This window comes from Pseudomonas sp. FP1762, from assembly GCF_030687105.1.
GTDB classification, from domain to species: domain Bacteria; phylum Pseudomonadota; class Gammaproteobacteria; order Pseudomonadales; family Pseudomonadaceae; genus Aquipseudomonas; species Aquipseudomonas siliginis.
Genome location: NZ_CP117458.1, coordinates 3,932,092 through 3,943,704, shown reverse-complemented (window position 1 = coordinate 3,943,704; position 11,613 = coordinate 3,932,092). Strand labels below are relative to the sequence as shown.

The 11,613-nt window shown below is 62.0% G+C and carries 12 protein-coding genes and 2 pseudogenes; 9 read left to right on the top strand and 5 right to left on the bottom strand.

What is annotated here, in order from left to right; all coding sequences use genetic code 11:
• Positions 1-11 precede the first annotated feature (11 nt).
• Together PSH90_RS27560 and PSH90_RS27555 are read right to left on the bottom strand one after the other, a co-directional pair.
• Complete coding sequence (locus PSH90_RS27560; RefSeq protein WP_370695146.1) at positions 12-716, bottom strand: methyl-accepting chemotaxis protein; 705 nt, start codon at positions 714-716, stop codon at positions 12-14.
• A 201-nt stretch (positions 717-917) separates the two neighbouring features.
• Positions 918-974 (bottom strand): annotated as a pseudogene (locus PSH90_RS27555) (hypothetical protein); the annotation flags it as partial.
• A gap of 1,579 nt (positions 975-2,553) precedes the next feature.
• Between PSH90_RS27555 and PSH90_RS17460 the strand changes: the two are divergent.
• The 3 genes and pseudogenes from PSH90_RS17460 to PSH90_RS27545 all read left to right on the top strand — a co-directional run bounded on the left by PSH90_RS17460 (position 2,554) and on the right by PSH90_RS27545 (position 5,755).
• Entirely contained in the window at positions 2,554-3,870 is a 1,317-nt protein-coding gene (locus PSH90_RS17460) for a Na+/H+ antiporter family protein (RefSeq protein WP_056791374.1), read from the top strand.
• Between the two features lie 202 nt (positions 3,871-4,072).
• Positions 4,073-4,849: pseudogene (locus PSH90_RS27550) on the top strand (cache domain-containing protein); the annotation flags it as partial.
• An 84-nt stretch (positions 4,850-4,933) separates the two neighbouring features.
• Positions 4,934-5,755 carry a methyl-accepting chemotaxis protein gene (locus tag PSH90_RS27545; protein ID WP_370695145.1) on the top strand — a complete coding sequence of 274 codons (822 nt, stop codon included), beginning with the start codon at positions 4,934-4,936 and terminating at the stop codon, positions 5,753-5,755.
• Between the two features lie 201 nt (positions 5,756-5,956).
• Here PSH90_RS27545 and PSH90_RS17450 read toward each other — a convergent pair whose 3' ends face one another.
• Positions 5,957-6,892, bottom strand: a complete 936-nt coding sequence (locus PSH90_RS17450; RefSeq protein ID WP_095182150.1) for a LysR family transcriptional regulator — start codon at positions 6,890-6,892, stop codon at positions 5,957-5,959.
• A 113-nt stretch (positions 6,893-7,005) separates the two neighbouring features.
• Between PSH90_RS17450 and PSH90_RS17445 the strand changes: the two genes are divergently transcribed.
• From PSH90_RS17445 to PSH90_RS17435, 3 genes are all read left to right on the top strand, one after another.
• On the top strand, positions 7,006-7,491 hold the full coding sequence (locus tag PSH90_RS17445) for a DMT family transporter (RefSeq protein WP_252884527.1): 486 nt from the start codon (positions 7,006-7,008) through the stop codon (positions 7,489-7,491).
• A gap of 3 nt (positions 7,492-7,494) precedes the next feature.
• The gene (locus PSH90_RS17440) at positions 7,495-7,947 is read left to right on the top strand and encodes a DMT family transporter (protein ID WP_095182148.1); all 453 of its coding nucleotides are present in this window, start codon (positions 7,495-7,497) and stop codon (positions 7,945-7,947) included.
• 509 nt (positions 7,948-8,456) lie between these two features.
• Positions 8,457-8,624, top strand: coding sequence for a metallothionein (locus tag PSH90_RS17435; RefSeq protein ID WP_016775405.1), 168 nt, complete (start codon positions 8,457-8,459; stop codon positions 8,622-8,624).
• A 22-nt stretch (positions 8,625-8,646) separates the two neighbouring features.
• Here PSH90_RS17435 and PSH90_RS17430 read toward each other — a convergent pair whose 3' ends face one another.
• Both PSH90_RS17430 and PSH90_RS17425 read right to left on the bottom strand, forming a co-directional pair.
• The gene (locus PSH90_RS17430) at positions 8,647-8,919 is read right to left on the bottom strand and encodes a hypothetical protein (RefSeq protein ID WP_071172989.1); all 273 of its coding nucleotides are present in this window, start codon (positions 8,917-8,919) and stop codon (positions 8,647-8,649) included.
• Positions 8,920-8,968: 49 nt separating this feature from the next.
• Positions 8,969-9,196 (bottom strand): DUF6555 family protein, encoded by a 228-nt coding sequence (locus PSH90_RS17425; RefSeq protein ID WP_016775403.1) that lies wholly within the window; start codon positions 9,194-9,196, stop codon positions 8,969-8,971.
• 137 nt (positions 9,197-9,333) lie between these two features.
• On the opposite strand from PSH90_RS17425, the gene PSH90_RS17420 reads away from it, so the two are divergent.
• The 3 genes from PSH90_RS17420 (at position 9,334) to PSH90_RS17410 (ending at position 11,483) form a co-directional block, all read left to right on the top strand.
• The gene (locus tag PSH90_RS17420) at positions 9,334-10,110 is read left to right on the top strand and encodes a helix-turn-helix transcriptional regulator (RefSeq protein ID WP_305381156.1); all 777 of its coding nucleotides are present in this window, start codon (positions 9,334-9,336) and stop codon (positions 10,108-10,110) included.
• 211 nt (positions 10,111-10,321) lie between these two features.
• Positions 10,322-10,495, top strand: coding sequence for a DUF1427 family protein (locus PSH90_RS17415; RefSeq protein ID WP_073471384.1), 174 nt, complete (start codon positions 10,322-10,324; stop codon positions 10,493-10,495).
• A gap of 31 nt (positions 10,496-10,526) precedes the next feature.
• Positions 10,527-11,483: a zinc-binding alcohol dehydrogenase family protein gene (locus PSH90_RS17410; RefSeq protein ID WP_305381155.1), complete on the top strand. Its 957-nt coding sequence runs from the start codon at positions 10,527-10,529 to the stop codon at positions 11,481-11,483.
• Positions 11,484-11,613 lie beyond the last annotated feature (130 nt).

Here is an 11,613-nt window from a genome sequence, read left to right as displayed (position 1 = left end):
GCACTTGTGCATCAAACGCGAAACTGATCCATCAACCGCTGCTGCTGATTCGCCAGGCTGTTGAGCGACTGGCTCACGCGCGCCGATTCATTGGCCTGCCCGGACAGCGACTCGGTCACATCGCGAATCGTCGCCACGTTGTTGTTGATCTCCTCAGCCACTGCGCTCTGCTCTTCGGCGGCACTGGCGATTTGCAGGTTCATGTCGCTGATCACCGTCACCGCATCGCCGATCTGCCGCAACGCCGTGACAGCCTGACCCACCTGCTCAACGCTGCCCTGGGCCTGACGATGGCTGTTGCCCATCGCACCGACCACTTCCTGCGTGCCGTTCTGCAATTGCTCGATGACCTGGCGGGTTTCCTCCACCGACTCCTGAGTGCGGCGCGCGAGGTTGCGCACTTCATCGGCGACCACAGCAAAACCGCGTCCGGCTTCACCGGCACGGGCGGCTTCGATGGCGGCGTTGAGTGCGAGCAGGTTGGTCTGCTCGGCGATGGCGCGGATGGTTTCCAGCACCGTGCCGATCTTCTCACTGTTGGCGGCCAGGCCTTCGACCTGGACCATCGCTGCGCTCATGTCGGCGGCGAGGGTGTCGATGCTCGCGGTGGTGTGGTCGATCACGGTCAGACCCTGGCGGGTGGCGCGGTCGGCGTCCTTGGCGGCTTCGGCGGCCTGGGCGGCACTGCGCGCGACGTCCTGGGCGGTGGCGCTCATTTCGTGGGACGCGGTGGCGACCTGATCGACCTGACGGTATTGCTGCTCCATGCCGGCGCTGGTCTGGGTGGCGATGGCCGAGGACTGGTCGGCAGTGTTGCGCGCGTCCTGCACCGAGCGCTTCACCTCGGCAATGATCGGTTGCAACTTGTCGAGGAACTTGTTGAACCAACCGGCCAACTGGCCCAGTTCGTCCTGCTTGTCGTAGGCCAGGCGCCGGGTCAGGTCGCCTTCGCCGCTGGCGATGTCTTCAAGCATGTGCGCCACACCGAGGATCGGCTTGGTCACGCTGCGCGCCATCAGCCACACCAGCAGCAGACCGATCAGGGCGGCGAACAGGCCGAGGCTCAGTTCGATCAGCGTGCCTGAGGTATTGCTCGCATCCAGTTGCTGCTTGAGCGCTTCGGCACGGCTGACCAGGACTTGCTCCGGCACATCGAGCAACACACCCCACGCCGGTCCATCGGGAATCGGCTGGAACGGCGACAGCACTTTCAACTGGCCATTGCTGTGCAGGCTGCTCACGCCAGTGCTCGAGGCGAGCAGGCGCAGCAACTCGCTGCCGCTGGCCTGATCTACCGCATCCAGGCGCTGGCTGAGTTTGCCGGCATCCGGGCTGTAACCGGCGAGCAGGCCGGCGGGGCTGACAATACTGACGGCGGTCTGACCGTCGTAAAGCTTGCGGCTGGCGTTCTGGCTGATCGCTTGCAGGCTATTGAGGTTGATGTCGACCGACAGCGAGGCGATGACTTTGCCATTGACCTGCAGCGGGAAGACGATGCTGGTCATCAGCACTTTCTGGCCATCGATGACATAGAAGTACGGCTCGATCACGCAGGGTTTGAGCGTGGTGCGCGGGCAGGTGAACCAGGCATTCGCAGCCTGACCGCTGGGGCCGGTGCTGGTGTCGCTCATGTCGCTTTCCGGCAGCGCCATCGAAGTGACTTTGCCCGGGGTCGGCTGCGACCAGTACAGGGCGAAACGGCCCTTGTCGTTGCTGCCCAGTTCAGCCTGATCGGCGAACAGTTCGTCCTTGCCGTCCAGCGCATTGGCTTCGAACACCAGCGACAGGCCGAGCAGGTCCGGGTTGGCTTGCAGCGCGGATTTGACCTGACGGGTCATGTCCTCGCGCAGGTCGAAGGCATCGAGAAAGCGCTTCTCGGCCTGCTCACGCAAAAACAGTACCTGCCGCGAGAAACCGTGGCCGTACTGATAGGCGTCCATGAATTGCTGACGAATGCCGGCGGCCTGCACTTCACCTTGCGATTCGATCCGCGCCTGCGCCGACTCGGTGAGCATCTCCATGCTCGAGGCCTTGACCAGCGCCGAGCTGTGTTCCATGCGATACAGCGAAAGACCGACCAACAGGGTCACGATACCGGCCAGGCAGAGGCCGGCGAGCAGGGTGATTTTCCACTGGATGGAAAGTTGTCTGAGCGACATGGAAAACATCCTTATCCGATAAATATCTGAGACTTTGCACTGTAGCGGCCGCGTTTCGGCTTTCTTTATGCCGTGAGCGCAATATGACCGATTGCCGCATGCGGGGCCTGTGGTCCTGTGGTCCTGTGGTCCTGTGGCGAGGGGATTTATCCCCGTTCGGCTGCGAAGCAGTCGTGACACCTGCGTACAGGGTTGATTTAAAGTTTGCCGGGGGCGGCTTCGCCACCCAACGGGGATAAATCCCCTCGCCACAGGGCTTTGACAGCGCCGCCACTCTGCGGCACAGTGCGCGCCCTCTAATAAGACCCTTCATACAAATCCGCCGGCCAACCCCGGGCGGACTCATCCTGTCTGGCGGTGTGTTTTCACCCGCAGTGTTTTTTGAGGTAGTGAAATGAATGCAGTCATAGCAGCCGTCGGCGTCATGCTGATCCTCAGCCTGTCGCGCGTGCATGTGGTGATCGCGCTGATCGTCGGGGCGCTGGTCGGTGGCCTGACCGGCGGTCTGGGCATCGACGCAACACTCAAGGCGTTCAACAGCGGCCTGGGCGGCGGCGCGACGGTGGCGTTGTCCTACGCCTTGCTCGGCGCGTTCGCCGTGGCGATTGCCAAATCCGGTCTGGCCCATGCGCTGGCCGACAAGGCCCTGGCCATGGTGGATCGGCAGCACGCAACCGGCGGCGGTAACGTCAAATGGCTGCTGATCGGCCTGCTGTGGGTGGTGGCGATTGCCTCGCAGAACATCCTGCCGATCCATATCGCGTTCATTCCGCTGCTGGTGCCGCCACTTCTATATGTACTGACCAAGCTGCAACTCGATCGCCGTCTGATCGCCTGCGTCATGACCTTTGGCCTGATCACCCCGTACATGTTTCTGCCGGTGGGTTTCGGCAACATCTTCCTCAACGAAATCCTGCTGGCCAACGTCGCCCGCAGCGGTGTCGACATCAGCGGCATCAATGTCACCCACGCCATGGGCATTCCGGCGCTGGGCATGGTTTTCGGACTGGCGATCGCGTTCATCAGCTACCGCAAGAAGCGCGTTTATGACCTGGCCAAAATCGAACAGGTCGAGCAGACGGCGGTGCACTACAACCCGCTGAGCCTGATGATCGCCGGTGTGGCCATCGCTTCGGCATTCGTGGTGCAGTTGCTGCTGGACTCGATGATTATCGGCGCTCTGGTCGGCTTCCTGATTTTCTCGGTGTCGGGCATCGTCAAATGGCGCGAGACCGATGACCTGTTCACCGAAGGCATGAAGATGATGGCGATGATCGGCTTCATCATGATCGCCGCCTCAGGCTTTGCCGAAGTGATGAAGGCCACCGGGCAGGTGCAGACGCTGGTCGAATCGTCGGCGGCCTGGATCAATCACAGCAAAGGCGTCGGGGCTTTGTTGATGCTGCTGGTGGGCTTGCTGGTGACCATGGGCATCGGTTCGTCGTTTTCCACCGTGCCGATTCTCGCAGCGATTTTCGTGCCGTTGTGCGTGCAACTGGGCTTCAGCCCGATCGCCATCGTCTGCATCGTTGGCACTGCCGGTGCGCTGGGCGATGCCGGTTCACCGGCCTCGGACTCGACCCTCGGCCCGACCTCCGGCCTGAACATCGACGGCCAGCATCACCACATCTGGGACACCGTCGTACCGACCTTCCTGCACTACAACCTGCCGCTGCTGGTGTTTGGCTGGGTGGCGGCGATGGTTCTCTAAAAAATCCACAATTGCCCCATGTGGGAGCGAGCCTGCTCGCGAAGGCGTCGTGTCAGTCGACACACAGGTTGCTGAGCCAACGCTTTCGCGAGCAGGCTCGCTCCCACAGGGGGGGCGGCGATGTTTCAAGACTCAACTTTTGCCCCGGCGTGCCGTTAAAGCCTTTAACCACGCCAACAAAATCAAAAGAGTGAGTCCCCCGATGCGCCTGAGTCTCAAGGCTAAAGTCCTGTCCCTTGCCGTTCTGCCGGTGCTGCTCTTTGCGCTGGTCATCAGCGTGACCACGCTGTTCATCCTCCAGGAACAGGCGCGCAAGGAGGTCGAACAGACCCGCGAGCGGCTGCTCAGCGACGCCAAAGCCACCCTGCAAAGTTACGTCGCCGTGGCCATGACCACGATCAAACCGCTGTACGACGCCGCCGCACCGGGCGACGACGCGGCGCGGGCGCAGGCGATCAAGTTGCTCTCGGGCATCCGCTACGGCAAGGATGGCTACTTCTTCGGCTACGACTCCGAAACCGTGCGCCTGTTCAAGGCCAACGACCCCGACGGCGTGGGCAAAAGCTTCAAGGACAACCGCGATCCGAACGGCGTCTACGTCAACCTCGGCCTGGTCAAAGTGGCCAAGGACGGCACCCACTATCTGCAATACAGCTCACCGCTGCCGGGTAACGCCAAGGTGCTGGTGCCGAAACTCGGCTACACCGAATACCTGCCGAAGTGGGACATGGCGGTCGGTACTTCGGTCAACCTCGACGGCATCGAAGCGCAAGTGGCGCAGGTCGAGGCGCAAGTGCAGGAGCGCGTGCAAGGCGTGGTGCTGAGCATTGTCGGCGTTGCGGTGCTGGTGCTGTTGGTGATCGCGGCGGCGGGCATGCTGCTGGCCAACACCATTCTGCGCCCGCTGACCCTGATGAAAGCCAACCTCGACGACATCGCGGCGGGCGAGGGCGACCTGACCCGGCGCCTGAACATCACCAGCCAGGACGAACTCGGCGAACTGGCCGGCTCGTTCAATCGTTTCGTCGACAAGATCCACGGCCTGGTGCGGCAGATCACCGAGATGACCACGCAACTGACCGGTCTGGTCACCCAGGTCTCGGAACAGGCGCAGCGTTCCGATCAGGCCATGGAGCGTCAGCGCCACGAAACCGATCAGGTCGCCACGGCGATCAACGAAATGTCCGCCGCCGCTCAGGAAGTGGCGAAGAGCGCGCAAAACGCCGCCGTCGCCGCTCAGCAGACCGACGAAGAAGGCCAGAGCGCCAAGCGCGTGGTCGCGGGCAGCATCAAACAGATTCATGCACTGGTCGACGACATCCGCAACAGCGGCGTGTCGCTGGACAGCCTGCAGCAGGACGTCAGTTCGATCGTCGGCGTGCTTGGGGTGATTCGTTCGATTGCCGAGCAGACCAACCTGCTGGCGCTCAACGCCGCGATCGAAGCGGCACGTGCCGGTGAGGCCGGGCGCGGGTTTGCGGTGGTTGCGGACGAAGTACGCGCGCTGGCCAGCCGCACGCAGATCAGCACCCAGGAAATCCAGGGCATGATCGACCGCTTGCAGGCCGGCACGCAGCAGGCGGTCGAAGCGATGCGCCGTTCCAGCGAGGCCGGCGACGGCACTTCGCAGCAAGCCAATCAGGCCGGTGCATCGCTGGACGCCATGGCGCAGTTGATCGCGACGATCAACTCGATGAACGCGCAGATCGCCAGCGCAGCGGAAGAGCAGACGGCGGTGGCCGAAGAGATCAACCGCAGCGTGCATCAGATTGCCGTGGCGGTGGACAGCGTCGCCGATGAAACGCAACTGGGCGCGCAAACGTCGCGCAGTCTGGCGGAGCTGGGGCAGCGGTTGGGCAAGCTGGTGGGGCAGTTCCGTATCTGATGGCCTGAAAAGCCCCTCACCCTAGCCCTCTCCCAGAGGGAGAGGGAACCGATTGGGGAATATTGCGGGATTACGCCGACCTGAAAGTCCTGCTTTGAATCCATAATCGACGCGGTTTTTCAGGTCGATGCAGTAGGTGGGACACCTCGGTCGGTTCCCTCTCCCTCAGGGAGAGGGCTAGGGTGAGGGGGCTCTTGATCTTCAGGCTCTGTCCCAATAGGGAATCTCGCCAAAGCACTCGACAAAAAAATCAATTACCGTCCTCACCTTCACCGACAGCCGTCGGCTCCCCGGCCACAGCACGGCGATCTGCTGCGGTTCCAGGCTGTTCGACACCTGATACTCCCTCAGCACCGGCACCAGCGTGCCCTCGCGCACCGCTTCGCCAATCAGCCACGACGGAAACATCACCAGCCCGAGGCCTTGCTGAGCGGCCTGGGTCAGGGTGTCGGCGTGGTTGCCGGTGATCGGGCCTCTGACCGTGTATGGCGTCCAGTCCTCGCCGTCGCGGCGGAAAAACCAGCGCTGCTGACCGGCCGCGCCTTTGTAGGCCAGGCACTGATGTTGCGCGAGTTCGTCCGGGTGCTGCGGCGTGCCGTGGCGTTTGAGGTAGGCCGGGCTGGCGGCGACCTGAAAACGGTGCGGCGCCACAATGCGTGCCTGCATGCTCGAATCGTGCAGCGCGCCGATGCGAAACAGCAGGTCGGCGCCTTCCTGTAGCGGGTCGACGTAATGGTCGGTTTGCTGGATATCCAGTTGCAGCTTCGGATAGCGCGCGCAGAGCTCGCCCAGCCAGGGCGTCAGATGGCGTTGGCCAAACACCACTGGCGCGTTGATGCGCACCAGTCCGGTGGGTTCGCTTTGCTGTTCCTGCAACGCCTGTTCGGCCTCTTCCAATTGCACCAGCAGTAACCGCGCATGGTGGCCGAGCGTGCGCCCGGCTTCGGTCGGGGTGACGGCGCGAGTGTGGCGGTAGAGCAATTGCTGGTTCAGCGCCTGTTCCATCAATTGGATCTGCCGCGAAATGGAGGAGGGCGCGACCCCTTCGCGGCGGGCGACTTCGGAGAAACTGCCGTGGTCGAGGACCGCCACAAACAGCCTTAACGCTTTGAATCCGAGTTCGTTGAGCCCGTGCATGCCGTGTCTCGCTGTGCGTGTTGCGCAAAAGTGTTGTCCGGATGCTCCCATTTATCGCACAGCGGCACCAGCCGATAATTCGCGCCATTGTTTTTGAGCGTGGAAGGTTATGTATGCAGACGTTGGCTGAAGGGGTGGTTGCTGCACCGGTGAAAAAATCGGTGTTGCGTCTGCTGTTGCTGCCGCTGGTGATTCTCGCTGGCATGGGCTTGTCGGTAGAAGCCGGATTGCTCGGGCCGCTGGGTGAGCAGGTCGGGCATTTGTGGGCGACGTTGAGCATCTTCGGCGTGGGTTCGGCGATCCTGTTTTTGCTGTTGCTGTTTGCCGGTCCGCAAAAAGGGCCGGCGCTGACCGAACTGCCGCGCTGGCAGTTGATCGGCGGTTTTCTCGGGCCGATCTACGTGGTGGTGCTGACGCTGGCGACGCCGCACATCGGCATTGCCATGACGATGATTGCGATTTTGTCCGGTCAGGTCGGCAAGAGTGTGCTGATCGACCATTTCGGCTGGTTCGGCGCGACGCGCAAGAAGGTCAACGGCGAGCGCTGGCTGGCGTTGGGCTTGATTGTGGTGGCTTTGGTTCTGATTGCGCGGGGGTGAGTGATGGGTCTGGTGATTTTGTTGGTGGTGGTGGTATTGGCCGGAGCGGTGTTGAGTGTGCAGGCCGCGATCAATGGTCGTCTGGGTGAAACGGTGGGGGTGCTGCGTAGCAGTCTGCTGACCTTTGCGGTGGGCGCGGTGGTGACCGGGTTGTTGATTCTGTTTTTCGAGCCGGCGCAGGCGGTGAGTCTGCTTGAGGTGCCGAAGTGGCAGTTGACCGGGGCGCTGTTCGGCGTGGTGTACATGATGGTGATGGTGGGTGCGGTGCCGGTGGTCGGGACGGCTGTGGCGACGGTGGCGGTGATTGTCGGGCAGTTGGGGATGGGGATGTTGATCGACAATTTTGGCTGGTTGGGGAATCCGGCGATCGGCTTGTCTCCGAGTCGGATGTTGGCGATGGTGTGTCTGGCGGTGGCTTTGGTGTTTATGTATCGGAGCAGTTTGCGTTCTGAGTGATTGGATTTGAGTACATATCCGTTGCTGCGGTTGTTGCTGATTACGGTTCCGCTCTTACAGCGGGTCACTTTTTCAGACGCCAAAAAGTAACCAAAAGGCTTGGCCCCGGCGTTCGGCCCGCTCGCTGGGGCTCGGGGTTCCTTCGCTGCGGGATCGATCCTGGCGCAGCGGCTCCGGTTTGCTTCGCTGCACCTACACTCGCTGTGTTTGGCTGCGCCAAACGGTCGCTGCGCTCCCACGCCCGGATCGATCCCTCCACTCAGCCTGCCGATGGGGCCGGCACGGCAAGATCAAGGGCGGTACGCGAGCTTGCGCTCATTGTGTGTAGGAGCTGCCGAAGGCTGCGATCTTTTGCTTTTGCTGTTCTGTGGGAGCGAGCCTGCTCGCGAAAGCCATCTCTGCGTCGCCCAATCTCTCAACAGTTGGCCAGCCTGCAACACCACCTTCTACACTGTCCCTTATGGCTTGATCGCAAGCCTCAGACAACCACTACGCAAGGAGTCTGTCCCATGTCCGATAAAAAATGCGACTGCCCGGGCTGCAACTGCACGATCAAAGAAGGCGAACATTCCTACGCTGTACACGGTAAACACTATTGCTGCGAGGCTTGCGCTCATCACCACAAACACGGTGAAGAGTGTGCGATGAAGGGTTGCGGTTGCGCTCATCCGAAATAAGCGCGGCAAAAAAAAGTGGAGCCTAATCAGGCTCCACTTCCATTTTCAGACTGTCGTCTTCCTGTCGTTCAAAGTGCCTCACCGTGCCTTGCAGTGTTCGCCCTTCGACCTTGACCACCACAACCTTGGCTTGGTGGAGGTCTTCCGGTACCGGTGCCTGGACGCACAAGGTGAAGCGGTAAGGGTCATCCGCGACCGTTTCCAGTGCGACTGCGCAATTCACCGTTTTGGTGATCTGGCCGAAGAAGGTGGTCAGGCCGTAGTCCAGTCGGGCCGGGTGATAAGTGTCGGTCATCGGTCGATTCCCCCTGTCGATTGCCAAGCCTGCGGTGGAGGCGGTGGGGTCAGTTGGTCTGGCGCCAGGTGACGTTTTCCAGGCCGAATTTTTCTGCCATCGGTTTGCTGGTTTTTTGCACTTTCTCGCGGCCGAAGCGCGGGATGCGACCCACGCCCGCGTCGCAGCTTGCCCAATGCCAGGCTTCGGCGTTGTCCATTTTGTCCGAGCGGATAATGAACGACTTGGGGGTGCCATGCAGTGTGTAGTCGATGACGTAAAGTTTTGCGTTGTTCATAAAGCCCGAATTCCTCCCTGTGGTATTAAACGGATCGCGCTGTGCCGGGAAAATTCATTCGGATTGTCCGACGGTATCTATCGTTGGCGAGTGCGCGGCGTGCTGGTTACCATGGCGGCTTCGCCAACCCCCTGTGAATGCTCGCCATGGCCCTCGCCGCGCCCCCTGATCTGACCGACACCGATGTGCCCGTGCAACCGCTGGCGCGGACCTATCCGCGTGGTTTGTTCATCGAGCCGCACGAGCATGTCTGGGGGCAGTTGCTGTATGCGATGAGCGGGGTGATGTGGGTGGAAACCCCGCACGAAGCGCTGGTGGTGCCGCCGCAGCGGGCGGTGTGGTTGCCGCCGGGGGTGCCGCACGGGATTCGTGTGGTGTCGGATTTGCAGATGCGCAATATCTACCTGCGCCCGGCGCTGGCGGCGACCCTGGATACGACGGTGCAGGTGATTGAAGTCGGTGGTCTGCTGCGCGAGTTGATCGTCGGGCTGGTGGCGCAGGGCGATGACGGCGAGGCTGAGTATTACGATGCGCTGGTCGGGCTGGCATTGCTGGAACTGCGCCGGGCCAGGCGTTCGCAGTTGAAGATTCCACTGCCGGACGAGTCCGACCGGCGTTTGATGAATCTGTGTCAGGCCGTGATGGCCGCGCCGTCGCTGGAGATCCCGTTCGAGCAGCATGCGGAAAACGCCGGGGCCAGCGTGCGTACGCTGGCGCGGTTGTTCAAGGACAGCCTCGGCATGGGCTTCGCCGAATGGCGGCGCCAGGTACAGTTGGCGACGGCGGTGGCAGCATTGATTCAGGGCGTGGCGGTGAGCGTCATTGCTCGCGAACTGGGTTATTCACCGAGCAGTTTCAGCGACATGTTTCGCCGGGAACTTGGCGTAGCGCCTTCGCAATTCTCGGCAACTTGAACAGATCCATGTGGGAGCGAGCCTGCTCGCGAAAGCTTTGCACCAGGCAATGAAGTGCTGACTGGAAGACCGCATTCGCGAGCAGGCTCGCTCCCACACGGTTCTATGGCGGCTGCAGAAGGTTTGTCCGAAATTCAGAAGTCCTTGGCCGATACCGCTCCGGCTCATTCCCTAGACTCTGCCCATCACTTATCGCGGCGGAGTTCCTTTCATGAACTACCTCATTTCTCTGGCCATCGGCCTGGGCGTCGGCCTGCTCTACGGCGCGCTCGATTTCCGTTCTCCCGCCCCACCGGCCATCGCGCTGGTCGGTCTGCTTGGCATGTTGGCCGGTGAGCAGTTGTGGCCGCTGGGCCGGCAACTGGTCGCTGGCTGGTTGTCCTGAATTTCCCTTTTTCTTTTCGGTGGATGTGCCCATGAAAGCGTTGCAATTCGATCAGACCGGCGACCTGTCTTCCCTGCGTTTCGTCGACGTTCCGACCCCGGTGCCCGGCGCCGATGAAGTGCTGGTGCAGATCAAGGCTGCCGGGCTCAACCCCAGCGATGTGAAAAACGTCCTCGGGCGTTTTCCCTACACCACACTGCCACGGGTTCCGGGGCGGGATTTTGCCGGGGTGGTGGTCGAGGGGCCGCAAGCACTGATCGGTCAGGAAGTCTGGGGTACCGGGCGCGAGCTGGGCTTCTTCGCCGACGGCGCCCATGCGCAATTCGTCAAACTGCCGGCCCGTGGCGTGTCGCACAAACCGGCGCATTTGAGTTTTGCTCAGGCGGCCAGCCTTGGCGTGCCGTACACCACGGCGTGGGATGCGCTGGAACGCAGCCTGGTCAGCGCCGACACGCGCTTGCTGGTGATCGGCGGCGGGGCAGTGGCAACTGCGGCTTTGGCCCTGGCAAAAGTGCGCGGCGCGCAATTGCTGGCGGCGGCGCGCCGGCCCGAGCAGGTCGCCGATCTGCAGCAGCAGGGCTATCAGACGATTCAACTGGATAAGCCAGAAGACCTCGGTGCCCAGGTCAATGCGGTGTATCGCGGCGGCGCCGATGTGATTTTCGACACCACCGGTTTCTGGCTGCCGGCCTCGGTGGCGGCACTGGCGACCTTCGGCCGCATCGCCATCATCGCCGCACCGGTCGACGGCCATGTGCAATTGCCGGCGCTGGCGCTGTATCGCAAGGGCGGCTCGGTGGTCGGGATCAACTCGTTGTTGTACGGCGTTGAGGCGTGCGCGGCGATGCTCGAGCAGTTCGGGCGCTTCTTCGATGAGGATCGCTTGCCGCTGCCGCAGGGCCTGATGCAAGTGCCGCTGGCTGAAGGGCTGGCGCGCTATGCAGAGGTCAATCAGGGTGGTGGCGACAAGATCATCTTGCTGCCCTGATTCACGCAAATCCCTGTGGGAGCGAGCCTGCTCGCGATGACGGTAGATTAGTTAAACGGTCGGCGACTGACACACCGCTTTCGCGAGCAGGCTCGCTCTCACAGGGGAAAGGCATAGGATTCGGGATCAT

Bases quoted from the DNA above. Each gene is read 5' to 3' on its own strand.
- PSH90_RS17425 (WP_016775403.1), bottom strand. From the start codon at position 9,196: ATGAACAACGCAAAACTTTACGTCATCGACTACACACTGCATGGCACC.
- PSH90_RS17430 (WP_071172989.1), bottom strand. From the start codon at position 8,919: ATGACCGACACTTATCACCCGGCCCGACTGGACTACGGCCTGACCACC.
- PSH90_RS17415 (WP_073471384.1), top strand. From the start codon at position 10,322: ATGAACTACCTCATTTCTCTGGCCATCGGCCTGGGCGTCGGCCTGCTC.
- PSH90_RS17440 (WP_095182148.1), top strand. From the start codon at position 7,495: ATGGGTCTGGTGATTTTGTTGGTGGTGGTGGTATTGGCCGGAGCGGTG.
- PSH90_RS17450 (WP_095182150.1), bottom strand. From the start codon at position 6,892: ATGCACGGGCTCAACGAACTCGGATTCAAAGCGTTAAGGCTGTTTGTG.
- PSH90_RS17445 (WP_252884527.1), top strand. From the start codon at position 7,006: ATGCAGACGTTGGCTGAAGGGGTGGTTGCTGCACCGGTGAAAAAATCG.
- PSH90_RS17420 (WP_305381156.1), top strand. From the start codon at position 9,334: ATGCTCGCCATGGCCCTCGCCGCGCCCCCTGATCTGACCGACACCGAT.
- PSH90_RS17410 (WP_305381155.1), top strand. From the start codon at position 10,527: ATGAAAGCGTTGCAATTCGATCAGACCGGCGACCTGTCTTCCCTGCGT.
- PSH90_RS17435 (WP_016775405.1), top strand. From the start codon at position 8,457: ATGTCCGATAAAAAATGCGACTGCCCGGGCTGCAACTGCACGATCAAA.
- PSH90_RS27560 (WP_370695146.1), bottom strand. From the start codon at position 716: ATGAGCGCCACCGCCCAGGACGTCGCGCGCAGTGCCGCCCAGGCCGCC.
- PSH90_RS17460 (WP_056791374.1), top strand. From the start codon at position 2,554: ATGAATGCAGTCATAGCAGCCGTCGGCGTCATGCTGATCCTCAGCCTG.
- PSH90_RS27545 (WP_370695145.1), top strand. From the start codon at position 4,934: ATGACCACGCAACTGACCGGTCTGGTCACCCAGGTCTCGGAACAGGCG.